Annotated in this window: 18 protein-coding genes and 3 pseudogenes; 13 read left to right on the plus strand and 8 right to left on the minus strand. The window is 74.5% G+C overall.

Going from position 1 to position 24045, the window contains the following annotated elements; genetic code table 11:
• The first annotated feature begins 12 nt into the window (after positions 1–12).
• Both ACQPYN_RS17260 and ACQPYN_RS17265 read left to right on the plus strand, forming a co-directional pair.
• The gene (locus ACQPYN_RS17260) at positions 13–987 is read left to right on the plus strand and encodes an AAA family ATPase (RefSeq protein WP_433025192.1); all 975 of its coding nucleotides are present in this window, start codon (positions 13–15) and stop codon (positions 985–987) included.
• A 7-nt stretch (positions 988–994) separates the two neighbouring features.
• Positions 995–2301 (plus strand): annotated as a pseudogene (locus tag ACQPYN_RS17265) (DUF58 domain-containing protein).
• Here the strand turns inward: ACQPYN_RS17265 and ACQPYN_RS17270 are convergent.
• Genes ACQPYN_RS17270 through ACQPYN_RS17280 form a run of 3 tightly spaced genes read right to left on the minus strand, consistent with a single transcriptional unit; the run spans position 2302 to position 4183 of the window.
• A complete protein-coding gene (locus ACQPYN_RS17270) occupies positions 2302–2736 on the minus strand; it encodes a VOC family protein (RefSeq protein WP_433025195.1) in 435 nt (144 codons plus the stop codon).
• Positions 2733–3185, minus strand: coding sequence for a helix-turn-helix transcriptional regulator (locus ACQPYN_RS17275; protein WP_433025198.1), 453 nt, complete (start codon positions 3183–3185; stop codon positions 2733–2735). The genes ACQPYN_RS17270 and ACQPYN_RS17275 overlap by 4 nt, the downstream gene beginning before the upstream one ends.
• Positions 3182–4183 (minus strand): stage II sporulation protein M, encoded by a 1002-nt coding sequence (locus ACQPYN_RS17280; RefSeq protein ID WP_433025201.1) that lies wholly within the window; start codon positions 4181–4183, stop codon positions 3182–3184. The genes ACQPYN_RS17275 and ACQPYN_RS17280 overlap by 4 nt, the downstream gene beginning before the upstream one ends.
• A 36-nt stretch (positions 4184–4219) precedes the next feature.
• Here ACQPYN_RS17280 and ACQPYN_RS17285 point away from each other — a divergent pair, with 36 nt between their 5' ends.
• The 5 genes and pseudogenes from ACQPYN_RS17285 to ACQPYN_RS17305 all read left to right on the plus strand — a co-directional run bounded on the left by ACQPYN_RS17285 (position 4220) and on the right by ACQPYN_RS17305 (position 9623).
• On the plus strand, positions 4220–5212 hold the full coding sequence (locus tag ACQPYN_RS17285) for an RDD family protein (RefSeq protein ID WP_433025204.1): 993 nt from the start codon (positions 4220–4222) through the stop codon (positions 5210–5212).
• Between the two features lie 262 nt (positions 5213–5474).
• A complete protein-coding gene (locus tag ACQPYN_RS17290; protein WP_433025207.1) occupies positions 5475–5912 on the plus strand; it encodes a hypothetical protein in 438 nt (145 codons plus the stop codon).
• Positions 5913–6286: 374 nt separating this feature from the next.
• Positions 6287–7797, plus strand: a pseudogene (locus ACQPYN_RS17295) (cytochrome c oxidase assembly protein).
• A 158-nt stretch (positions 7798–7955) separates the two neighbouring features.
• Positions 7956–9079 (plus strand): annotated as a pseudogene (locus tag ACQPYN_RS17300) (MFS transporter).
• Between the two features lie 4 nt (positions 9080–9083).
• Positions 9084–9623 (plus strand): N-acetyltransferase family protein, encoded by a 540-nt coding sequence (locus ACQPYN_RS17305; RefSeq protein ID WP_433025210.1) that lies wholly within the window; start codon positions 9084–9086, stop codon positions 9621–9623.
• Here ACQPYN_RS17305 and ilvA read toward each other — a convergent pair.
• Positions 9620–10900: a threonine ammonia-lyase IlvA gene (ilvA, locus tag ACQPYN_RS17310; protein WP_433025213.1), complete on the minus strand. Its 1281-nt coding sequence runs from the start codon at positions 10898–10900 to the stop codon at positions 9620–9622. The two genes, ACQPYN_RS17305 and ilvA, sit on opposite strands and share 4 nt — an antisense overlap.
• Positions 10901–11039: 139 nt before the next feature.
• Here ilvA and ACQPYN_RS17315 point away from each other — a divergent pair, with 139 nt between their 5' ends.
• The 4 genes from ACQPYN_RS17315 to ACQPYN_RS17330 all read left to right on the plus strand — a co-directional run bounded on the left by ACQPYN_RS17315 (position 11040) and on the right by ACQPYN_RS17330 (position 14855).
• The gene (locus ACQPYN_RS17315; protein ID WP_433025216.1) at positions 11040–12161 is read left to right on the plus strand and encodes a sensor histidine kinase; all 1122 of its coding nucleotides are present in this window, start codon (positions 11040–11042) and stop codon (positions 12159–12161) included.
• Positions 12158–12829: a response regulator transcription factor gene (locus ACQPYN_RS17320; RefSeq protein WP_328307335.1), complete on the plus strand. Its 672-nt coding sequence runs from the start codon at positions 12158–12160 to the stop codon at positions 12827–12829. Before ACQPYN_RS17315 ends, ACQPYN_RS17320 begins: the two co-directional genes overlap by 4 nt.
• A gap of 219 nt (positions 12830–13048) precedes the next feature.
• Positions 13049–14461, plus strand: coding sequence for a multicopper oxidase family protein (locus tag ACQPYN_RS17325; protein ID WP_433025220.1), 1413 nt, complete (start codon positions 13049–13051; stop codon positions 14459–14461).
• Positions 14454–14855, plus strand: a complete 402-nt coding sequence (locus tag ACQPYN_RS17330; protein WP_433025223.1) for a hypothetical protein — start codon at positions 14454–14456, stop codon at positions 14853–14855. Before ACQPYN_RS17325 ends, ACQPYN_RS17330 begins: the two co-directional genes overlap by 8 nt.
• 31 nt (positions 14856–14886) lie before the next feature.
• Here ACQPYN_RS17330 and ACQPYN_RS17335 read toward each other — a convergent pair whose 3' ends face one another.
• Positions 14887–15780 (minus strand): endonuclease domain-containing protein, encoded by an 894-nt coding sequence (locus ACQPYN_RS17335; RefSeq protein ID WP_433025226.1) that lies wholly within the window; start codon positions 15778–15780, stop codon positions 14887–14889.
• Positions 15781–16023: 243 nt separating this feature from the next.
• On the opposite strand from ACQPYN_RS17335, the gene htpG reads away from it, so the two are divergent.
• Entirely contained in the window at positions 16024–17871 is a 1848-nt protein-coding gene (htpG, locus tag ACQPYN_RS17340) for a molecular chaperone HtpG (protein WP_433025229.1), read from the plus strand.
• Positions 17871–18926: an Atu2307/SP_0267 family LLM class monooxygenase gene (locus ACQPYN_RS17345; protein ID WP_433025232.1), complete on the plus strand. Its 1056-nt coding sequence runs from the start codon at positions 17871–17873 to the stop codon at positions 18924–18926. Before htpG ends, ACQPYN_RS17345 begins: the two co-directional genes overlap by 1 nt.
• Here ACQPYN_RS17345 and ACQPYN_RS17350 read toward each other — a convergent pair.
• The 3 genes from ACQPYN_RS17350 to sbnA all read right to left on the minus strand — a co-directional run bounded on the left by ACQPYN_RS17350 (position 18908) and on the right by sbnA (position 23483).
• On the minus strand, positions 18908–19501 hold the full coding sequence (locus tag ACQPYN_RS17350; protein ID WP_433025235.1) for a hypothetical protein: 594 nt from the start codon (positions 19499–19501) through the stop codon (positions 18908–18910). The two genes, ACQPYN_RS17345 and ACQPYN_RS17350, sit on opposite strands and share 19 nt — an antisense overlap.
• A complete protein-coding gene (locus ACQPYN_RS17355) occupies positions 19498–22200 on the minus strand; it encodes a Pls/PosA family non-ribosomal peptide synthetase (RefSeq protein WP_433025238.1) in 2703 nt (900 codons plus the stop codon). Before ACQPYN_RS17355 ends, ACQPYN_RS17350 begins: the two co-directional genes overlap by 4 nt.
• 293 nt (positions 22201–22493) lie before the next feature.
• Positions 22494–23483, minus strand: coding sequence for a 2,3-diaminopropionate biosynthesis protein SbnA (sbnA, locus tag ACQPYN_RS17360; RefSeq protein ID WP_433025241.1), 990 nt, complete (start codon positions 23481–23483; stop codon positions 22494–22496).
• Between the last annotated feature and the right edge of the window lie 562 nt (positions 23484–24045).

Consider the following 24045-nt stretch of genomic DNA (forward strand, 5'->3'; position numbering starts at 1 on the left):
TCGGATGGAGGCGTGACCGGCACGGGGGAGATCAGCGGTGACGAGGCCCGCGAGGCCCTGCTCGCGCTGCGCCGCGAGGTGGCCAAGGCCGTCGTCGGCCACGACGCCGCCGTGACGGGCCTGGTCATCGCCCTGCTCACCCGCCGGCACGTGCTGCTCGAGGGCGTGCCGGGTGTCGCCAAGACGCTGCTCGTGCGCTCGGTGGCCGCGGCGCTCTCGCTCGACGAGCGCCGGGTGCAGTTCACCCCGGACCTCATGCCCGGCGACGTCACCGGCTCGCTGGTCTACGACGGCCGCAGCGCCGAGTTCTCGTTCCGACCGGGCCCGGTGTTCACGAACCTGCTGCTCGCCGACGAGATCAACCGGACCCCGCCGAAGACCCAGGCCTCGCTGCTGGAGGCGATGGAGGAGTTCCAGGTCTCGGTGGACGGGATCCCGCGCCCGCTGCCCGACCCGTTCGTGGTGGCCGCGACCCAGAACCCCGTCGAGTACGAGGGCACCTACCCGCTGCCCGAGGCCCAGCTCGACCGCTTCCTGCTCAAGCTCGTGCTGCCCCTGCCGGCCCGCGACGACGAGATCCGCATGCTCACCCGGCACTCCGAGGGCTTCGACCCCCGCGACCTCGCGGCCGCCGGCGTCGCCCCGGTCGCGGGTGCCGAGCACCTGCGCGCCGGGCGGGCGGCCGTGGCGCGTGTGACCGCCCGGCCCGAGCTGCTCGCCTACGTCGTCGACCTGTGCCGCGCGACCCGGGCGTCGCCGTCCCTGCGCCTCGGGGTCTCCCCGCGCGGGGCGACGGCGCTGCTGCTCGCGGCGCGCAGCTGGGCGTGGCTCTCGGGTCGTCCCTACGTCACCCCCGACGACGTGCAGGCCCTCGCCCTGCCGGTGCTGCGCCACCGGGTCGCGGTGCGCGCCGAGGCCGAGCTCGAGGGCGTGACCGCCGACGGCGTCGTGTCCGGGGTGCTCGGCGCCGTGCCGGTCCCGCGGTAGACCGATCATGGCCGTCACCGGGCGTCTGGCCCTGCTGGTGGCCCTCGGCGCGCTGGTCGTGGGGCTCCTCGTGCCCTCGTTGCTCGGGGTCCTGGCCGTGTCCGGGGCGCTCGCGCTGCTCGCGGTCGTGGACGCGCTGGCGGCGGTACCGGTGGGGAGCCTGCACCTCGACCGCGAGCAGGACCCGGCCCGCGCGACGACCCTGCGCCTCGGGACCTCGCTCGAGGTCGCGCTACGGGTGGCCAACCCCGGCCGCCGCCGCGCGCACCTGGTGCTGCGCGACGCCTGGGAGCCCTCGGCCGGCGCGGTGCCCGCGCGCCACCGGCTCGTCGTACCGGCGGGGAGCGGCGCCGGGTGGTCACCACGCTCACCCCGACCCGCCGGGGTGACCGGGACGCGGTCCGGGTCACGATCCGCTCGCTCGGTCCCCTCGGCCTCGCCGCGCGCCAGGGCGGGCGCGTCGTCCCGGCCCGCGTGCGGGTGCTCCCGCCGTTCGGGTCCCGGCGCCACCTGCCCTCCCGGCTGGCGCGGATGCGCGAGCTCGACGGCCGCCGCGCGATCCAGGTGCGGGGCCAGGGCACCGAGTTCGACTCGCTGCGCGAGTACGTCGCGGGCGACGACGTCCGCTCGCTCGACTGGCGGGCCTCGGCGCGCTCCACCGAGCTCGTCGTCCGCACCTGGCGCTCCGAGCGGGACCGCCACGTCCTCGTCGTGCTCGACACCGGCCGCAGCTCCGCCGGCCGGGTCGGCGACGCTCCGCGGCTCGACGCCGCCCTGGACACCGCGCTGCTGCTCGCCGCGCTGGCCTCCCGCGGCGGCGACCGCGTCGACCTCCTCGCGCTCGACCGCGAGGTCCGGGCCTCGGTGCTCGGGGCCACGGCCGGCGACCTGCTGCCCGCGCTCGTGACGGCCATGGCGCCGCTCGAGCCGAGGCTGGTCGAGACCGACATGCGCCTGCTCGCCGCGTCCGTCCTCGCCCGCGCCGGGCAGCGCAGCCTCGTCGTGCTCGTCACGGGTCTCGACGAGGCGGCCGTGACCGAGGGCCTCGACCCCGTGCTCGGGAGCCTGCTGCGCCGCCACACCGTGCTGCTCGCCGCCGTCGACGACCCGGAGCTCGCGACGATGGCCGCCGGGCGCGGGGACGCCGAGGCCGTCTACACCGCGGCGGCCGCCGAGACCGCCCGTGCCGCCCGGCGCCGGACCGCCGAGCGCCTCGGCCGGCGGGGCGTCGAGGTCGTCGACGCGGGGCCCGAGGAGCTGCCCCCGGCCGTCGCCGACCGCTACCTGGCGCTCAAGGCGGCGGGGCGGCTCTAACTAGGCGTGCGGGAAGTCCTCGCCGGAGTACGGCCGGGGCTCCACCATGACGAGCCAGTTCCCGGAGTTGTCGCGGAACACCGCCTCGACGCCGTAGGGACGCTCGGCGGGCTCCTGGGCGAACTCGACGCCCAGCTTCACCAGCCGCTCGTGCTCGGCGCGGCAGTCGTCGGTGGAGATCCCGAAGCCGCCCATGGTCCCGTTGGCCAGGGCCCGGCGGACGGCGCCCGCCATCTCCTCGTCCAGCGGCGGTCCCGGGACCATGAGCGTCACCTCGAGCTCCGGGTGGTCCGGGTGCGTCACGGTGACCCACCGGAAGCCGTCGCCCAAGGTCGCGTCGGTGCCCTCGGCGAAGCCCAGGACGTCGCAGTAGAACTTCTTGGCCTCGTCCTGGTCGGTGACGTAGAGCGTGACCAGGGAGATGTTCGTGATCATGCGGAGGATTCTCCTCGCGGGACCCCGTCGACCGGCTTCTCGCGGATTGCTCGGTCGCTCAGCCCGTGCATCAGCACGAAGCACCCCGGGATGCGCGGCGGCCCGGTCCGCGCCCAGCGCGCCTGGTACTCCGACGGGCTGGCGCCGACGAGCCGCCGGAACCGCGTCGAGAACGACCCGAGCGACTCGTAGCCGACGAGCCGGCACACCTCGGTGACGGTGAGGTTGGTGGCGCGCAGGAGATCCTGGGCGCGCTCCACGCGGCGCTCGGTGAGATAGGCGTGGGGCGTGAGCCCGTAGGTGCGGGCGAAGCAGCGCAGGAAGTGGTACTTCGACAGGCCCGCCGTCGCGGCCAGGGCGTCGAGGTCGAGGGGCTCCGCGTAGTCGCGGTCGATGCGGTCGCGCGCGCGACGCAGCCCGACGAGGAGGTCCTCGGGGACGGTGCTCATGTCGGGAGCGTGTGACCGCGACGATCGGCGGCGAGGTCGGCCAGCGCCGGCGCGGACGGACCGTGGCGGCGCACCAGCACCACGCCCCACAGCACGTAGGCGGCGAACCCGGCCTCGGCGAGCACCCCGATCCCGATCCGGGCGGCGGTCGGCAGCCCCGAGGGCGTCACGAACGCCTCGATCACCCCGGAGATCAGCAGCAGTACGGCGACCCCGAGCGCCATCCCCGCGGTGGTGCGCCCCTGCCGGGCGAGGGACTCCGAGCGCGTCAGCGGGCCCGGGTCGATCCAGGACCACCCCAGCCGCAGCCCGGCGCCTGCCGCGACGAACAGGGCCGTGAGCTCCAGCAGGCCGTGGGGGGTGATCAGGCCGAAGAAGAGATCCGCCCGGCCGTTGGCGGCGAGGATCCCGCCGGAGAGCCCGACGTTGACGACGTTCTGCAGCAGCACCCAGAGCACCGGGAGGATGAGCACGCCGGTGATCAGGCAGACGGCGGCGAGCCAGGCGTTGTTGGTCCAGACCCTCGCGGCGAACGACGACGCCGGGTCGGAGCTGTAGTAGGACGCGAAGTCCTCCTCCACCAGCCGGCGCGTCTCCTCGGGCGGGAGCAGGGCCGCCTGGACGTCGGGGGAGCGGGCCACCCAGACCCCGACCGCGACCATGACCAGCGCGCTGACCGCCAGCGTCGTCAGCCACCAGCGCCACGACGACGCCAGCGCCACCGCGAAGCCGACGGTGGCGAACCGCGTGAGGTCGCGCCACGAGGGGCCGGTCGAGCCGGTGATCGCGGTCCGGGCGCGGGCGACCAGCGTCGAGAGCCGCGCCACCAGCGCCGGGTCGGGCGACGTCGAGCGCACCACCGAGAGGTGGGTGGCCGTCCGCTCGTAGAGCGCCACGGCCTCGTCGACCTCGTCGCCGGTCCAGCGGCGCCGGTCGAGCAGGGCGGCCAGGCGGTCCCAGTCGGGCCGATGGGCCGCCACGTAGGCGTCGACGTCCACACCGCCGATCCTTCCACCGAGCACGACGCTGGCACGATGGCCGTCGTGGACCGCGTGGTGATCGGGGAAGCGGTCGAGCTCGACGTGCGCACCGCCCGCCTGCCCAGCCGGGCGCTGGGCCTCGCGCTCGACGTCCTGATCATGCTGGTGCTGCTGCTGGTCGTCCTGCTGGTGATGTCGGCGGTCGGGGCGGACGTCGACCCCGCGCTCGCCGCCGCGGTCTCACTGATCACCGTCGTGGGCGTGTTCGTCGGCTATCCGCTGCTGTGGGAGACGCTCACGCGCGGACGTTCACCGGGGAAGTACGCGATGGGGCTGCGGGTGGTGCGCACCGACGGCGGGCCGATCGTGTTCCGCCACGCCCTCGCCCGTGCGCTCGCCGGGTTCATCGTCGACTTCGGGCTGCTGTCGCTCTTCACGGGCCTGATCGGGATCGTGGTGTCGGCGAGCACCGCCCAGGGGCAGCGGATCGGCGACCTCCTCGCCGGCACGGTCGTCGTCCGCGAACGGCTGCCGCGCACGGGCCTCGAGAGCCTCCCGCCGCCCGACCCCGGGCTCGCGGCCTGGGCGCGGGGCTGCGAGCTCTCCCGCCTTCCCGACGACCTGGCCCTCGCCGCCCGCCAGTTCCTCGTGCGTGCTCCGCAGCTCGCGGGCGGGGTGCGGGCGTCGCTGGCCGACCGGCTCGCGGCCGACGTGTCCGCGCGCGTCGCCCCGCCCCCGCCGGCCGGGGTACCGGCCGAGCCCTACCTGCTCGCCGTCCTGGGCGAGCGCCGCCGGCGCGAGACCGACCGCCTGACGGCCGGGGCGGGCGCCGCGCCGCGGGGGAGCGGGCCTCCGGGGTGGGTCCCGGCGGGCGCTCCCGTGGGCGTGCCGTCCGGACCGGGCATGCCCCCGCCGTCTCCCTACGCACGCCCCGCCGTGCCGTTCGCCCCCGCGTCCGAGGCGCCGCCGGCGACCGCCCCGTCGCACACCCCCTCGCCCCCGGACGAGTCCGCGCCCTCGTCGGGCGGCTTCGCCCCGCCGGGCTGAGCCCCAGTATCGGCCGATCGCGACGCTTCGGAAATCGAAGCGTTCTCGTCGAACCCCGTGGGCCCTCGGCGGAGCTCCCCGGCCCCGCCCGCCCCGCCCCGATACTTCGGAAACCGAAGCGTCCTCGGCGAACCCCTCGGGCCTCGGCCGAGCTCCCGGAAACCGGACGACCCGGTCGAGACCCTTCGGAAACCGAAGCAATCGCCACGCCCCCGCCGACCCCCGCGACGGCCCACCGGGACCGACTTGCCACGATCGGGCCGTGTCCTCTGAGCCCGCCGCGCCACCCACGGACGCCAGCCCGGACGCCAGCACCGCGCGGCGTCCGGGCATCGTCGTGGCCGCGCCGGTGCTGGGCGCCATGGCCCTGGTCAGCGCGTGGACGGGCTGGGGTGGGCTGGCGCTCGGGCTGCTCGCGGTCGTCGTCGCCCTGGCCGCGCTCGCGCGCCTGCGCGGTTCCCGGGACACGAGCCGTCGCGGCCCCCTCGCCGGGCTGGCGCTCGGTCTCGTCGCCGTCGGGATCGCGGTCGTCGTGGAGTGGAGCACCCTCGCCGGAGCCGTGACCTACCTCGAGACCGGCGGCGTGCGGACCCTCGACGAGTGCATGCGCCAGGCGCAGAACGAGAAGGAACAGCACGTCTGCAAGTCCCAGCACCTCGACGAGTACCGCGCCCGGTACCCGAGCGAGATCGACCCGTGACGCGGCGAGCGGCGGTTGTCGGTGCCCTGCTCGGGGTGCTCGCCGCCGCCGTTGCGGTGCTCGTGCGCGGGCCCGTCGGCTACCCGGAGCTCGGGCTCGCCGACCCCGGCCTGGCCGTCCGCGTCGCCGTGCCGGTGCTGCGCACGGTGGTGGACCTGGCCGGCGCGGCGACGGTCGGTGGGCTGCTCGTCGCCCTCGTCGTCACCACCCCGCCCGCCGGCGGCGAGCCGTTCACCCCGCAGGGCCGGCGGGCGCTGGGCGTCGCGCGGTGGGCGGCCTGGGTCGGCGCGGCCGGCGCGGCGCTGTCGGTGCCGGCGACGCTCGCGGACTCGACGGGCGGCGGGCTCCCGCGCGGGCCGGACCTCGTGACGGTGATGCTCGCGCGCGGCGAGCCGGTGAGCTGGCTGGTCGCCGCCGCCCTCGGGGTGGCGACGGCCGTGGCCGCCGGCGAGGTGCGGCGCTGGACCGGGGGCGCCGGGGTCCTCGGGCTCGCCGTCGCGGCCCTGCTCGTCCCGGTCGCGACCGGGCACGCCACGGACGGGGTGGGGCACGACCTCGCCCTGCCCGCGGTCGCGGGCCACGTCGTCGCGGCGGCGGTGTGGACGGGGACGCTCGGGGTGCTCGCGGTCCTGCGCCTGCGCGATCCGCGGGCGACCTGGCGCGCCGCCCGCATCGGCACGGCCGCGGGGGCCGCGACGATCGCGTCGGGGGCCGTGGCCGCGGCGGTCGCCCTACGCGGCGCGCCGGACAGCGGCACCGACTACACCGCTCTGGTCCTGCTCGCCGCGGCGCTCGGCGTCCTGGCCGGCGCCGTGCTGTGGCGGCGGCGGAGCGGCCGCGTGACCTGGCCCGTCGAGCTCGGCGTCCTCGCGGTCGTCGTCGGGCTCTCGGCGGTCGCGACCCGCGCGGTCCCGCCGGTGCAGGCCCCGGGCGCGACGAGCACCCCGACCGCGGTCCTCGGCTACGGCCTGGCCGCCGCGCCCGACCCCGAGGTGCTCGCCACCTCCTGGCGTCCCGACCTGACCGCCCTGGTGCTCGCCCTGGCGCTCGCCGCGCTCTACGCCGGCGGGCTCCGCCGCCTCGCCGCCGAGGGCGCGCGGTGGCCGGCGGGGCGGTCGCTGGCGTGGTTCGGCGGGTGCGCGCTGCTGGTCGTGGCGACGTCGTCGGGGCTGGGGCGGTACGGCCCGGCGGTGCTCAGCGTCCACGTCGCGGGCCACATGCTGGTGGCGACCGCCGTCCCCTCCTCTGGGCGCTCGGCGCGCCGATCGTGCTGGCGCGCCGCACCCTGCGCGAGGCCCCGCCCGGGGGACCGGAGGGCCCGGCGGAGTGGCTCGAGCACGTCCTCGCCGCGCCGACCCTGCGCCGGGCGAGCCACCCGCTGGTCGCCCTCGTGCTCGTCGTCGCGTCGCCCGTGCTGCTGTACCTGACCCCGGTGTTCGCGCTGACCCAGCCGCTGGGCTGGCTGCAGCCGCTGATGACGCTGTGGTTCGTGGGAGTCGGGGTGCTGTTCCTCGGCCCTCTGGTGGGCGGCGCGCCCGACGGCCCGGGTCTGCCGTACCTCGCGCGGCTGACGTTCCTGCTGGCCTCGATGCCGGTGCACGCGCTCGTCGGGCTCGCCCTGCTCGCCGGCGACCGTCCCGTCTCGCGGACGCCGGTGCTGCCCGCGGGCGGGGGCAGCGGGCAGGTGTTCGTCGACGACTTCTTCGTGCGCCTGCGCCTGCCGTGGGCGCCGGATCTGCTCGCCGACCAGCACCTGGCCGGGGTCCTGACCTGGCTGCTCGGCGACCTCCCGCTGCTGGCCGCGGTGCTCGTCGTGCTCGTCGCGTGGTCGCGTCAGACCCGGACGGGGGAGGCCGACCTGCTGGTGGGTCTCGGATCACGTTGAGCTGTCCCACGATGTGGGAGTGATTTCCTGCGGAATGGGCACCGATCGCGTAGACAAGGGTGGTGCGCTCCCGACGACGCTGGGCCGTCCTCGCTGCCGGAGTCGCGGCCCAGACCGCGGCGTCCGCCGTCGTGTACGGCGTCCCGTTCCTCGTGCCCATGCTGCGCGACGAGCGCGGGCTCTCCCTCGCCGCCGTCGGCGTGGTGGTCGCCGCGCCGACCCTCGGCCTGCTCGTCGCGCTGATCGCCTGGGGTGCCGTGGTCGACCGGGTCGGCGAGCGGCTCCCGATGGCGGCAGGGCTCGGGGCCTGCGGCGTGGTCACCGGCGTGCTCGCGCTCCTCGCGCCGCAGTCGATCGCCGTCGCCGTGGGCCTGCTGGTGCTCGCCGGGATCGGCGCCGCCTCCGTGAACGCCGCGAGCGGGCGCCTGATCATGGGCTGGTTCGACGTCGACGAGCGCGGGCTCGCGATGGGGATCCGCCAGACCGCCCAGCCGCTCGGGGTGGCCGCCGCCGGGCTCGCGCTGCCGACGCTCGCGCTGAGCGAGGGCTCCTTCGCCGCGCTGGGCTGGCCCGCGCTCGCCTGCCTGGTCTGCGCGGTGCTCGTCCTGGTCGTCGCGGCGGACCCGCCGCGTCCGTCGCGCGCCCCGGCGACGCCCCGCCGGTCTCGCCCTACCGCATCGTCGTCCTGCCCCGGGTGCACGCGGCGAGCGCGCTGCTGGTGCTCCCGCAGTTCGCGATCTCCGCGTTCTCGCTGGAGTACCTCGTGCGCGAGCAGGGCTGGGCGCCCGCCGCGGCCGGGTTCTTCGTCGCGGGCGCCCAGATCGCCGGCGCCGGCGGGCGCATCGCCAGCGGCTGGTGGTCCGACCGCGTGGGCTCCCGCCTGCGCCCGATGCGCCAGCTCGCGGTGGCCAGTGCGGCCGTCCTGCTCGTGTTCGCGTTCGGCGACCTGACCACCGGGATCATCGCGGTGGCCGCCATCGCCGCGGGGTCGATCATCACCGTCGCCGACAACGGGCTGGCGTTCACCGCCACCGCGGAGATCGCCGGCACCGCCTGGTCCGGGCGGGCCCTCGGCGTGCAGAACACCACCCAGAACATCGTCGCGACGGCCGCGCCGCCCGTGCTCGGCGCGGTCATCGGCGTCTCGAGCTACGCGGCGGGCTTCGCCCTGGCCGCCCTCGCCCCGCTCGCGGCTATCGCGGTCACCCCCGTCGCCGCCGAGCCCGTCCCGGAACGGGTCGCCGCCCGCGCCGCGGCCGCGAGCTCCTCCGACGGAGAATGAGCCGGTGCGCTGGACCATCCGCCGCGCGGTCGACGCCGACGCCCGGCGCATCGGGGAGATCACCGTCGCGGGCTGGCGGCACGCCTACCGCGGCATCGTCGCCGACGAGCGGCTCGACGCCCTCGACGCGGCCGAGATCGCCGAGGTGCGCCGGACGGCGATCGCCGCGCCCGAGCCGATGGCGGTGTTCGTGGCGGACGACGAGCAGGGCCGGGTGCGGGGCTACTGCACCGTCGGTCCGTCGCGCGATCCCGACCTCGCCGGCGACACCACCGAGGTGAGCGGGGTGCTGTACACCCTCTACCTCGATCCGGAGGTCATCGGCACCGGCGCCGGCGGCGCGCTGCACGACGCCGGTGTCGCGCACCTCGCCACCGCGGGCTTCGCCCGGGTCACCCTGTGGGTCTACACCGCGAACACGGGCGGCCAGGCGTTCTACGCCCATCGCGGCTGGCGCCCCGACGGCGAGCCCTACCAAGGGCCCGGGTGGTCGGCACCCGCCACGCGGTGGGCGCTCGATCTGTCGAGCCGGGTCTGCCTCTAGAGCAGGAAGCGGAACGCCGGCGAGCCCGGCTCCAGCGCCTCGATCTGCAGCGGCGAGCGGGCCATGCGCTCGAGCAGGGGCTCGAGGTCGTCGCGCGACCCGATCTCCACACCCACGAGCGCCGGGCCGGACTCGCGGTTGTCCTTCTTCACGTACTCGAAGCGTGTCACGTCGTCGTCCGGGCCCAGCACCTCGTCGAGGAAGCGGCGCAGGGCGCCGGGCTCCTGGGGGAACTCGACGAGGAAGTAGTGCTTGAGGCCCTGGAAGCGCAGCGAGCGCTCGATGACCTCGGCGTAGCGCGAGACGTCGTTGTTGCCCCCGGAGAGGACGACGACGACGGTCTCGCCCGGCACGAGGTCCAGGCCGGGCCCGTCGGGGCGGATCGCGGCACCGGCCAGGGCGCCCGCGGGCTCGGCGATGATGCCGTCGGTCTGGTAGAGCGAGAGCATCTCGGTGCAGACCAGGCCCTCGTCGACCGCGACGAGCTCGGCGCCCGAGCGGCGGATCAGCGGGTAGGTCACCGCGCCGGCCTTGCGCACAGCGGCGCCGTCGACGAACCGGTCGAACCCGTGCTCGTCGAGCACCACCGGGCTCCCGGCGTGCAGGGCGGCGGCCACGTTGCGGGCGCCCGCGGGCTCGACGCCCACGACGCGGGTGCGCGGGTGGGTGGCCTGCAGCCAGGTGGCGGTGCCGGCGAGCAGGCCGCCGCCGCCGACGGGCACGACGATCGTGTCGGGCGCCTGGCCGAGCTGCTCGACGATCTCGGCGACGACCGTGGCCTGGCCGGCGACCGTGCGGGTGTCGTCGAACGCGGGCACGAGCGTCGCGCCGGTCTCCTCGGCCCACCGGGTGGCGGCGGCCGACGACTCGTCGTAGGTGTCGCCGTCGACCACGAGGTCGATCATCTCGCCGCCGAGCGCGACGATCCGCTCGCGCTTCTGGCGCGGGGTGGTCGACGGGATGACGACCCGACCGTGCACCCGGTGCGCCGCGCACGCGAAGGCGAAGCCCTGGGCGTGGTTGCCGGCGCTCGCGCACACGACGCCGGCGGCCCGGGCCTCGTCGTCGAGCTGGCTGATGAGGTTGTAGGCCCCGCGCAGCTTGTAGGAGCGCCCGACCTGGAGGTCCTCGCGCTTGAACCACACCTCGGTACCGGTGGCCGCCGAGAGCCGGGTGTTGCGCTGGAGCGGGGTGCGCTCGGCAATGCCCGACAGACGCTCCGACGCCTCGAGGACCTGCTTCTCGAACGTCGTACCGTCGCCGCGCGCCATCGTCATCCCGATTCCTCGTCACCGATTGATCCATCGATGGTAGGTGTCCCCGGCGCCCGGACCGGGGTCCACCCCGAGGGATCCCCGGGTCGCGTACGTCGGAACGCTGACGACGACGCCCCGGCGCACCCCTAGCGTCACCGGGGTGACCCCCAACGCCCGGTCGTGGTGGCCCCGGCCCACCGACGTCGCGCTGGCCGCGGCGCTGGGCGCGGCGTCGATCCTGGGCACGGCCCTGACCGCCCAGCCCGACAACCGGCCGTGGTGGCCCGGCGGCGCCGCGCTGATCGTCGCCGCCGCTCTGGCCCTCGTCTGGCGTCGCCGCGCGCCGGTGGCCGTGCTCGCCTCGACCCTGCTCACCGTGGCGCCCTACTACTGGATGGGCTACCCCGACGGGCCGGCGTCGTTGATGGTCGCCGTCGCCATGTACACGGTCGCCACCCGGCTCAGCTGGCCCCGGTCGGTCGGGATCGGCGTCGTGCTGTTCGTGGTGTGGCTCGGGCTGGAGCGCCTCGTCTCGTTCCAGGAGGACGTCGTCGCGCCGCCCGACCGCGACCGCCTCATGTGGATCATCGTCACGGTGGCGGTCGGCGTCGCGGTCGGCGGGCTGCGCCGCGGGCAGAACGAGGCCGGCGAGCGCGCCGAGGAGCAGGCCCGCCGCCGCGTGGAGCAGGAGCGGCTGCGCCTCGCCCGCGACGTGCACGACGTCGTCTCGCACAGCCTCGCGATGATCGCGGTGCAGGCCGGAGTCGGCGCCCACGTCGCCGACCGGCGCCCGGAGCAGGCCGTCGCGGCACTGCTCGAGATCAAGGAGGCGAGCCGGTCCGCGCTGGCCGAGCTGCGCGTCACCCTCGACGTGCTGCGCGAGCCGGAGTGCCCGGAGTCGTCGGGCCTGGAGCGCCTCGACGAGGTCGCCCGGGTCGCGCGGCTCGCGGGCGTCGGCGTGGAGGTGCGCGGGAGCCCCGGCGCCCTGGCCGCGCCCGTCGACGAGGCCGCGTTCCGCATCGTGCGCGAGGCCGTCACCAACACCGTGCGCCACGCGCGCCACGCACGGCGGGTCACCGTGGACCTCGAGCGCGACGCCGCCGAGCTGCGCCTGCGGGTGGTGGACGACGGGGGACCGGCCGCCGAGGTCACCCCCGGCAACGGGCTGCGGGGCCTCGCCGAGCACGCCGCGGTGCTCGGCGGGCGCTCGTCGGCGGCGCCGGGTCCCGACGGCTTCGTCGTGGAGGCCGCGCTGCCGCTCGTCGGGACGGGCACCCCGTGATCCGCGTCGTCCTGGCCGACGACCAGCAGCTGATCCGCGCCGGCCTGCGCGTCCTGCTCGAGACCGAGGACGGCTTCGCGGTGGTCGGCGAGGCGGCCGACGGCGCGCAGGCCGTCGCGCTCGTCCACGAGACCCGTCCCGACGTCGTCGTCATGGACGTGCGGATGCCGGGTGTCGACGGCCTGACCGCCCTCGACACGATCGTCGCCGACCCCGCGCTGGCCGGCACCGCGGTGCTCGTGCTGACCACCTTCGACCTCGACGAGTACGTCTACCGCGCCCTGCGCGCCGGGGCGGCGGGGTTCCTGCTCAAGGACGGCGAGCCCGCCGACCTCGTCCGCGCGATCGCCCTCGTCGCCCGCGGCGAGGCGCTGCTCGCGCCCGCGGTGACCCGCCGGCTCATCGCCGAGTTCGCGGGACGCCCGGAGCCGCGGGTCCCCGCGGCGCGCCTCGACGTCCTCACCCCGCGCGAGCGGGAGGTGCTCGCGCTCGTCGGCGGCGGGCTGACCAACGACGAGATCGCCGCCCGCCTGGTGATCAGCCCGGCCACCGCCCGCACCCACGTGGGCCGCCTGCTGACCAAGCTCGACGCCCGCGACCGCGTCCAGCTCGTCGTCGTCGCCTACGAGACCGGGCTCATCACCCCGAGGTGCCCTGCGGGCAGGTGAGCAGTTCGGAGTGCTCCAGCACTCCGAAGTGCTCACCTGCGCGCAGCGCACCTCAGGGTCCCTACGCCCCCGGGCGTACGACGCGGACACGTCGTCGCGACGACGACCGGCACCCCCGCCCGCGGCGACGCTCCTCGTCGTGTCCCCGTTGTCCCGCCGCCGCTTCCTGGGCGCCACGCTCGCCGCGGCCGGCGCCGTGGCCGTCAGCTCCGTCGCCGGGTGCGCGAACGGCAACCCCGGCGTCCGCCTCCTGGGCGCCGCGCCACGCCCCTCGCGATCCCGCCGCTCGCACCGTCCACCCGCGACGCCGCGGGGCGGCGGGTCGTCGAGCTCGTCGCCGCCCCCGGCACGAGCTCCTTCCTGCCCGGCGTCGCGACCCCGACCTGGGGCTACGGCGGCCTGCCCTTCGGGGGCCCCACGGTGCGGGTGGCGCGCGGGGACGACGTCGTGCTCCGGGTGACCAACCGGCTGCCCGAGACCACGACCACCCACTGGCACGGGGCGAGCGTGCCCGCCCGCGCCGACGGCGGCCCGCACCAGCCGATCGCCCCCGGCGCCACGTGGGAGGCGTCCTGGCGCGTCGACCAGCCGGCGGCGACGCTCTGGTACCACCCGCACCCCCACGGGCAGACCGAGCGCCACGTCCTCCGGGGGCTGTTCGGGCTGTTCCTGGTCGACGACGACGACGATGATTCTGGCTGGGTCGCCCTGCCCTCGACCTACGGCGTCGACGACGTGCCGCTCGTGCTCACCGACCGCAGCTTCGCCCCGGACGGGAGCTTCGACGAGCAGCACCGCAACGCCGTCGGCCTGCTGGGCGACACGGTGCTGGTCAACGGCACGGTCGCGCCGTACCTCGACGTCACGACGACCCGGGTGCGCCTGCGCGTCCTCAACGCCTCGTCGGCACGCAGCTACCGGGTGGCGTTCGAGGACGAGGCGCCGCTGACCCTCGTCGGCACCGACGGCGGCCTGCTCCCGGCGCCGCGCACGGTCACCGGCGTCGTGCTGACCCCGGGGGAGCGGGCCGAGGTCGTCGTCGACGTCGCCCCCGGCCGCCGGCGGGTGCTGCGCTCGCTGTCCCACGACCTGGGGGCGGTCAACGGCGTCACGCGGGCGGCGGGGGCGGACGACTCCTTCGACCTGCTCGAGCTGCGGCCCGCCGACCGGCTGACGGCCTCGCCCCCGGTGCCGGCACGGCTGTCCCGCGAGACCCCGCTCCCCGAGGGCGATCGCACCCGCCGCTTCGTGCTCTCGAACAACCGGATCAACGGCCGGGCGATGGACATGTCCCGGGTCGACGAGGTCGTCCCCGCCGCGGCGACCGAGGTCTGGGAGTTCACCAACCGGCACACGCTGCCGCACAACATGCACGTCCACGACGCCCGGATGCAGGTGCTCGACCCGGACGTCCCGGCGGGCGAGCGCGCGTGGAAGGACACCGTCGCCGTGCCCCCGTCGACCACCGTGCGGGCGCTGGTGCGCGTCGGCCCGCACACCGACCCGGAGGTGCCCTACATGCTCCACTGCCACCTGCTGCGCCACGAGGACGACGGCATGATGCTGCAGTTCCTCGTCGTCGGCCCCGGTCAGCGGGCCGCGACCACGATCGCGAGCCACGACCATGGCTGATCGCCTGGCCGTGGGCCTCTTCCGCATCGTCGCCGTGCTGCACGCGGCCATGACCGTCGTCCAGGCCGTCGCCGCCGGCGGCATCCTCCAGGCCTCGGCGGTCGGGCTGATCGTCCACCAGGCCGTCGGCGGGACGTTGCTGCTGGTCGCGACGGTGCAGGTTCCCCTCGCGGTGCTCGCCTGGCGACCCGGCCGGCTCCCGGCCTGGCCGATCGGGGTCTCGGCGGCGCTCGTCGTGGTCGAGGTCGCGCAGGTCGCCCTCGGGGCCACGGGCGTTCTGGCGGTCCACGTCCCACTGGGCGTCGCGATCGTCGGCACCGCCGTGGCCCTGGCCGCCTGGGCGGTGCGGGCCCGGCCACGGAGCATGATCGCTCCGGGTGCTCTCGCAACCTGATGACGTCGGGTTCCCGGAGCACTCGGAGGGATCATGCGGCGAGGGCCGCCTCCACGACAGCGAGGATCGCGTCGGCGTCGCCCTCGATCTCGTGCCAGTTGATGCGCAGCACCGTCCACCCCGCGAGGACGAGCGCGTTCTGACGGGCCTGGTCGCGGCGGAACGCCGGCAGGTCGCGGTGGTAGGCCCAGCCGTCGATCTCGACGACGACACGAACGTCCGGGAAGGCGAGGTCGAGCACCGCGGTCCCGTAGCCCGGGAGCACGACGCGGTGATCGGCGAGCCAGCCGGTGACACCCGCCGCGCGCAGGAGCTCGTGGGTGCGTCGCTCGGCTTCGGACCGCGCGCCACCGGCGGCGAGCGCCAGCAGACGCGCGACGATCACCGAACCCGGCCGGCCGAGACGCGAGCGGTGAGCGCGCCGCAGGCTCTCGAGGGTCACACGACCCGACAGCAGGGCCCGATCCATGAGCGCGGCGCCGCCGTGCAGTCCCAGCTCCGCGGCGGCGTCGACCACGGCGTACGCCTTCGGGACCACCGGCACCCCGTGCAGCATGGTGCGCGCGCCCTCGAGGGCCCGCCGCACGACCTTCACGTCGGCGCGTGAGCGGACACGCCGCTCCGGTGGCACGGCGAAGCGCAGGATCTCGGGGGGCTCGTCGAGCAGCCGCCACCACCACGCCGCGCCGGCGCCGATCAGCGTGGCGCCCGGACCCAGCCACAGCGACGCCGCCCGCACCCGGACCCTCGGTCCGAGCGCATGCGCCGCCGACAGGTACACACACGGCCACAGCAACGTCCACAGCCCCCGGGCGAGGCGGTGGTCGATCGCTGCGCGAGTGAGGCCGCAGGCGAGTGCCTGGGCGCGGGAGAGCACTCCGTCCTGGCGACGGAGGAGAGCGGCGAGATCGTTCTCGGTGTCCATACCCCGGTTCGACGCAGCGCGTCTCCTGCCGGATCCCTCGTGCTGAGGGCCATGATCCGCCCGGGTGCTCCTGGGACGCCGTCACATCGGGTTCACGGAGCAGCGGGAGCGATCTCTGGTCTCGACGGCGCGCTCCGGATCGCCGTCGAGCTGAGGCCACCCTGCCCCGCACCCCCGGAACGCGCGGCGTGCGGTCGATATCCTCGACAGCGCACCGCGAGACCCACCCCGGGGAGAGGACGTATGAGCGAGACGATCGAGTTCCAGGCCGAGGCCCGTCAGCTGCTCCAGCTGATGATCCACTCGATCTACTCCGACAAGGACGTCTTCCTGCGGGAGCTGGTGTCCAACGCCTCGGACGCGCTGGACAAGGTCCGGCTCGCGAGCTACGTCGACAAGGACGTCGCGGTCGAGACCGAGGACCTCCACGTCGACCTCGTCACCGACGCCGAGGCGCGCACGCTGACCGTGCGCGACAACGGCATCGGCATGACGCGCGAGGAGGTCGTCGAGCTCATCGGGACGATCGCGAAGTCCGGCACCGCCGAGATGCTCGCGCAGATGAAGGCGGCGGAGTCCGAGGAGCAGACCGCCGAGCTGATCGGCCAGTTCGGGATCGGCTTCTACTCGAGCTTCATGGTCGCCGACCGGGTCGAGATGACCACACGGAAGGCCGGCACCGCCGAGGGCGTGCACTGGGAGTCGGCGGGGGAGGGGACCTACACCCTCGACCCGGCCCCGGACGCCCCGCAGGGCACCGCGATCACCCTGCACCTCAAGCCCGAGGACGCCGAGGACTCGCTGCACGACTACGCGAACCCGGACACGGTGCGGCGCATCGTCAAGCGCTACTCCGACTTCATCACCTGGCCGATCCGGCTGAACCCGGGCGAGGAGGAGGGCTCGCAGGAGCCCGTCAACTCCCGCAAGGCGCTCTGGGCGCGTTCGCAGTCCGAGGTCAGCGACGAGGAGTACGCGGAGTTCTACCGCCACGTCTCGCACGACTGGCAGGAGCCGCTGGAGACCATGCGGCTCTCCGCGGAGGGCACGTTCGAGTACCAGGCGCTGCTGTTCCTGCCGAGCCACGCGCCGCTGGACCTGTTCATGCGCGAGCACAAGCGCGGCGTGCAGCTCTACGTCAAGCGCGTGTTCGTCATGGACGACTGCGAGGCGCTCGTCCCCGAGTACCTGCGCTTCGTCAAGGGCGTCGTCGACGCACAGGACCTCTCGCTCAACGTCTCGCGCGAGATCCTCCAGCAGGACCGCCAGATCCAGATGATCCGCAAGCGGCTGGTGCGCAAGGTCCTGCAGACCGTCAAGGCGATGCAGGAGAACGAGCCCGAGAAGTACGCGACGTTCTGGCGCGAGCTCGGGAAGGCCGTCAAGGAGGGCCTGCTCTCCGACCACGACAACCAGAAGGCCATCCTCGACATCTGCTCGTTCCCGTCGACGCACAGCGCCGACGAGCCGACGACGCTCGCGGCCTACAAGGAGCGCATGCCCGAGGGCCAGGACTCGATCTACTACGCCACCGGCGACTCCCGCTCGGGGCTGGAGAACTCCCCGCACCTCGAGGCGTTCCGCGCGAAGGGCTACGAGGTCCTGCTGCTCACCGACCCCGTCGACGAGGTGTGGGTCGACGCCGTCTCCGAGTTCGACGGCACCCCGCTGGCGTCGGTGGCCAAGGGCGAGGTCGACCTCGGTGACGAGAAGGAGACCCCCGAGGGCTTCGACGACCTGCTCTCCTGGATGGGCACCGAGCTCGCCGAGGAGGTCAAGGAGGTGCGCCTGTCCTCGCGCCTGACCACCTCGCCGGCCTGCCTGGTCGGCGATCCCGGCGACCTCACCCCGACCCTGGAGAAGATGTACCGGGCGATGGGGCAGGAGCCGCCGAAGGTCAAGCGGATCCTCGAGCTCAACCCGTCGCACCCGCTGGTCACCGGACTGCAGTCGGCGCAGTCGGAGGGCAAGGCCGAGAAGGACCTCGCCGAGCTGCTCTACGGCATGGCGCTGCTCGCCGAGGGCGGCGACCTCGCCGAGCCGGCCGCGTTCGTGACGACCCTGGCCGCGCGTCTGCAGAAGGCCCTCTAGTGGCCGACCCCGTGCTCCTCGGCGTCGACAGCTTCGTCGCCCGCGTCACCGACCCGTCGTCCGGGCGCGAGATCGGCCCGGAGGAGCGCTTCGAGCACCTCCTGGAGGAGATCGCGCTCGCCGACCGCGTCGGCCTGCACTCCTACGGGATCGGCGAGCACCACCGCAGCGAGTACTACGACGCCGCGCCGCCGGTGATCCTTGCGGCGGCGGCCGCGCGCACCGAGCGGATCCGCCTGCGCAGCGCGGTGACCGTGCTGTCGGCTGCCGACCCGGTGCGGGTGTTCCAGGAGTTCGCGACGATCGACCTCATCTCGCGCGGCCGGGTCGACCTCGTCGTCGGACGGGGCTCGTTCGTCGAGGCGTTCCCGCTGTTCGGGCTCGCGTTCGAGGACTACGACGAGCTGTTCACCGAGAAGCTCGACCTGCTCCTGAAGATCAATGAGTCGCCGGTCGTGACCTGGTCGGGTAAGCACCGCCCGGCGCTGACCGATCAGCCCGTCTACCCGAGGCCCGCCCAGGAGCGGCTGCCGATCTGGGTCGGGGTCGGCGGGACGCCCGAGTCGTTCGCGCGGGCCGGGCTGCTGGGGCTGCCGCTGATGATCGCGATCATCGGGGGCGAGCCGAAGCAGTTCGCCCCGCTCGTCGACCTCTACCGACGCGCGGGCGAGCACGCCGGGCACCCGCCGGAGGCGCTGCGGGTGGGCCTGCACTGCTTCGGCTTCCTCGGCGACGACGTCGCCAAGGCCACGAACTCCTTCTACCCGGGGTGGGAGGAGATGTTCACTACGGTCGCCGCCGAGCGCGGCGGGATGCCGCCGACGCGGCGCGCGTTCGACGCCATGCGCGGTCCCGACGGTGCGTTCTTCGTCGGCGACCCGCGCACCGTGGCCGAGAAGGTCCTGCGCGTCTCCGAGCAGCTGGGGGGCGTGGAGCGGATCAACCTGCAGATGACCAACCCGCGCCTGGCGCACGAGGATCTCCTGCACTCCATCGAGCTCCTGGGGACCCAGGTCGTCCCGCTCGTCGAGAAGGGTCAGACCAGCCCCTCGTAGTCGACCACCGTGCCCGGCGCCTCGTCGCTGCCCGGGACGTCCTGCCCGGGCGCGGTCTGGTCGGCCTTCGCCACCTCGACGGTGACCTCGGCCGGCCCGGGGTCGGGGAGGGCGAAACGCAGCGGGAAGGTCCGCTGCTCCCCGGGAGCCAGCGCCCCGGACGGGCCGTCCTCGACGGCAGGCGCCTCCCGGTCCTCCGTCGCTCCCGGCGCCCCCGGGACCGACGCGTCGAACCCGAACCGGGACAGGTCCTCGGCCACCGGGGTCCCGTTCCGGACGGTGACCGTCACCTCGAGGGTGCGCGGGAACGGCGCGCCGGCCACCGGAGCCCCGGCGACCGGGGCGGCCACGGTGACCGCGTTCCCGTCGGCGAAGACGTGCGTCGCACCGAACGCCAGCACCGGACCGTCCGGCGTCTCCGGCGACGCGGCGTCGTCGTCGACCGGCGCCGCCGAGGCGGTCGGACCGGGCGCCGACGCGGGTGCGGGGACCGGGGGCGATCCCGAGCCCGACGCGCAGCCCGCGCCGAGGACGAGCACGGCCGCCACCACGAGGGTGGCGCTCGTCGACCTCATCGATGTCCCTCCGTGGTCTCCGCCATCTCGCGGGCCGGATTGCCGCCCCACCGCTCGCCCGGAGGCACCTCCTCACCCTTCATGAGGAAGGTGTCCGCGGCGAGGACGGCGTCGTCGCCGACCGTCGTCCCGTAGTGCACGAAGGCGCTCACGCCGAGCGTGCAGCGCGCGCCGATCCGTACGTGGTCGGACTTGAACGCGCCGTCCTCCTGCGAGTGGCACTGGAGCACCACGCCCTCGTTGAGCGTCGTGTCGTCACCGATGGCCGCGAACGTCCGCTCGGTGATGCCGGCACCGTCGTCGAACACACGGGCGCCGATCCGGACGCCGAGCAGTCGCCAGACGAGGTTCTTCCAGGGGGTGCCGTTGAACAGCTGCATCCAGTCCGGCATCGCGATCTTCCAGAACCGTTCATGGCGCCAGAAGGAGCCGTCGTAGATGGAGCACCCCGCCGGGACCCGCACCGCCAACCTCCGTACCGAGCGGTCGACCAGGGTGAACCACGCGACGCTGAACAGCAGGACGAGGACCTCCGCGATGAGCATCTCCACGGCTCCCCAGTGGACCGGGAGCGTGGCGACGGCCGCCACCAGCACGGTGAGCTCGAGGACGAAGAACCACCGCACCAGCAGGTGGACCACCATCGAGACCGCGTTATGGCGGTTCTTCTGTCCGAGCAGCCGGTGCACCTCCTCCGGGCCGTGGCTGCCGAGGTCACAGTCGCGCGCCACGGTCCGCGGGATCTCGAAGCTGGGTGAGCCGAGGAGCCCGACACCGTGTCGCACCGGGCCGTCGATGGGGACCATGACCTTGGTGGCGAGGAGGCAGTCGTCCCCGGTGCGCCCCTGCGAGGGGTAGGCGACCCGGTTGCCGAGGAAGTTGTGCGCTCCGATCGCGGTCGGCGAGACCCGGAACGAGGTGCTCGAGTAGTCCGCGTTCATCACCGACAGACCGTCGGCGATCACGGTGCCGCTGCCCACCGAGGTCAGGTAGGGGCTCTCGTGCTTGACCGCCATGCCGAAGTTCGATCCGGTCTGCACCAGCGGCCGCAGCCCGTAGCCCAGGCGGCCGAGGTAGTGCGCGATCGCCGAGCTGTCGCCGAAGAGGTAGGTGAAGGTCATGACGTTGGTGAGGGCGACCACCGCCTGGTGCAGCCAGTAGTGCACCCCGTAGAGGGGGTAGACGCGGTCCGGCCGGACGAGGAGACCGAGCAGGCGGGGAAGGGTCATCACCAGCAGCAGGCCCACCAGCATCACGCCGAAGTAGAGGACGGCCGAGACCGCGACCGTCTCGACGTAGAACGCCGGGGTGGTGAACGCGCCGACGCCGGGCTCGAGCAGCGCGGCCAGCTGCGGCACCTCGCGGAAGACGAACGCCGCACCGCCGGCGCCGAGCGGGACGACGACGATCAGGGTGAGGAGCAGGACCGCCGTCGAGTAGGCGACCCGGCGCAGCCGGCCACAGGGCATCGGGGCGACGCTCCGGTAGACCACGTCGGTCGGCCGCGCCGGCGACCCGTGCCAGGTCTCGCCGGGGGGCACCGAGTGACCTCGGTGCAGGGACGACGTGTGGCCGAGGGTGGCCCCGTCACCCATCGAGGTGTCGATGTCGAGCACCGTCGTCTCGCCGACGACGACGTCCTTCCCGAGGGTCACCCGACCCGTCTGGATGCGGCCGTCGTGCGCCCGGTAGCAGGAGTGGAGCGAGTCCTTGCGGACCACGGTCCCGTCGCCGGCGCTGAACAGGTCGGTGCACACGGGGACCTGGCCGAAGACCGCGACGCCACGCCCGATCCGCGCGCCCAGCAGGCGGAGGTAGACCGAGTAGATCGGTGAGCCGGCGAAGAGCACCAGGGGGTTCGTCCGGATCAGGGTCTTGACGATCCAGAAGCGCACGTAGGCCGGACCCCAGACACGGAACTCGGTCGGCCGCCAGCGGCCCACGAGCAGCCACTTGAGCAGGATCGGGAGGATCACCAGCACGGCGGAGGCCGCGGCGCCGATCACGAGCGCGTCGAGGTACAGGGCCGCCAGGGTCGGCGCGGCCGAGATGCGCTCGAAGGCCCAGGTGACGCCGGCCGCGACGAGGAGGGCGTAGCCGAGGACGAACAGCAGCTGGATCACCCCGCACACCGCGGCGGCGGGTCGCCCGGCCCGTGGCGTCGTGCCGGTCGCCGGCACGAGGTCGGTGGAGGGCGCCGGGGCCGGGGTGAGGGCGGTGGCGAGGGCGGCGATGGTGGGGTGGGTGTAGACGTCCTTGATCGCGATCGAGGGCAGGCCGGGGTGTTTGCGGACCCGGGCGCAGAACTTGGCCATGACCATCGAGTCGGCACCGAGGTCGTCGAAGACGTGGGCGTCGGTGGGGACCTCGTCGCGGTCCAGGACCCCGGCGAGCAGCTCGGCGAGCAGCGCCTCGGTGCCCCCGGGCGCGGCCGCCGGCGCCGGGGCGAGGGCGGTGGCGAGAGCGGCGATGGTGGGGTGGGTGTAGACGTCCTTGATCGCGATCGAGGGCAGGCCGGGGTGTTTGCGGACCCGGGCGCAGAACTTGGCCATGACCATCGAGTCGGCACCGAGGTCGTCGAAGACGTGGGCGTCGGTGGGGACCTCGTCGCGGTCCAGGACCCCGGCGAGGACCTCGGCGAGCAGCCCCTCGGTGCCCCCGGGCGCCGGGGTCGCCCGCGGGCGCGGTGAGAGCGGCACCAGGACGCCCGGCCGGGGTCGGGGCCGGGGTGTCGGGCGCCGACCCGGCGGAGCGGTGACCCGCACCGGCGGTGCCGGTACGGGCACGACCGAGTGGAGCGCGGGGACGGGTCGCCAGGTCGACGGAAGGCCGCGCACCTCCCGTCGCCCGGGTGCTGTCCGTCCTCGCCGGACGATGGTCACCGGCAGGACCCGGTGTGCGCGGCGGACGGTCTCCTCCCGTGGTGTCACCGCTCCTCCTGCCCGCCACGACCCGTCGGGCCGGACCCCGGCACTCCGCCGCCCGGCACGGGTCAGGCCGTCCGGACGTCGGCGACGACCTCGACCGGCGCCCCGGAGACACCGTCGCCGTAGTGCTCGTCCAGCCAGGACGGCGAGTAGACGGTGTCGAGGTAGCGCTCCCCGAGGTCGGGAGCGATCGCGACGGCCGTGAGGTCGGCACCACCGTGCCGTCGCAGCCAGGTGGCGGCTCCGCTGACGATGGTCCCGGTGGAGCCACCGAAGACGAATCCGCGCGCCGCGAGCAGGTGGCAGGTGCGGATCGCGTCCTCCTCCTCGACGTGGACGACGTCGTCGACGAGTGACGCGTGGAGCTGCGGCGGGGGAACGCTCATGCCGAGGCCCGGGATGAGTCGCCGACCGGCCGGGCCACCGAAGCTCACCGAGCCGACCGCGTCGACGGCGACGATGCGCACCCGGGGGTTCCACCAGCGGAACCAGCGCGCGCAGCCCATCAACGTCCCGGTCGTGCCCGCGCCGACGAAGAGGACGTCGAGGTCGGGGAACTGGCGAGCGATCGCGGGTGCCGTCGTGCGGTGGTGGGCCTTCCAGTTGTTCGGGTTGGCGTACTGGTCGAGCCAGACATAGCGCGCGCTGGAGGCGCAGAGCCGGCGGATGTGATCGAGGCGGGCTCCCAGCAGGCCGGAGACCGGGTCCGGCTCCGCCACGACGTGGACCCCGCTGCCGAGGGCCTGGATGAGGCGGCGGGTGGTGTCGTTGCACCGGGAGTCGGTCACGCAGAGGAACCGGTAGCCCTTGCTCGCCGCCGCCATGGCCAGGGCGACACCCAGATTCCCGGACGACGACTCCACGAGGATCGACCACTGGTTGAGCAGTCCGTCGCGCTCGGCCGCCTCGACCATCCCGACGGCGGCCTTCAATTTGATGGAGCCCGCGAAGTTGAATCCTTCGCACTTGAGGAAGAGCGACCGGTCGACGACGGAGTGGAGGTCGACGAACAGGTCGTCCTCGTTGTATTGGAGGGGATTGGAGATGATGGTCATGCTGCTTCTCCCCGTCGGGCTCTGTTGTGGCCGGCCGTCCTGACCGACGGGGGCCGGGGACGCGGGCCGGATGTCGGACGAGCGTCGGGACCACCTCCGGCCGCTCCGTCGGGGCACGCGACCGCGCCGCCGACGCTCGCGCGTGGGCGCGGCCGTGTCGTCCGGTCCTTCCGCGGTTCACCCATGTCGCCCCCATGCCGCGCCACGCTGTGTCGACCTACATGTTCCACTTCACCGCGCCACCACTCCCCGTTACGCGACGGCAGGATCACACCGACCTTTCACTCTGATGGACCTATGAATCGATCAATAGCTACGCTTAGCAACGCCGGATAGCCAGCAAGCGAACGCAGATCGTCACAATCGTCGAGGTCTCTCGGCATCAGTGGCGGCGATCGGCGCCCTCGAGGTCGGCGCGCCCGAGCGCTCGCCACGGTGCATTCGTCCGGATGCCATCTCTTCCGAGCCCGATCTCACTCTCCGCGTTCTTGGCCGCTCGGAGCGTCCGCCGCGTCGGACCGTCGGTCCCGGCCGTCGCCCGCGTCCGGCTCCGCGGTGGTCG

This window comes from Actinomycetospora sp. CA-053990, from assembly GCF_050948445.1.
Taxonomy (GTDB): Bacteria; Actinomycetota; Actinomycetes; order Mycobacteriales; family Pseudonocardiaceae; genus Actinomycetospora; species Actinomycetospora callitridis.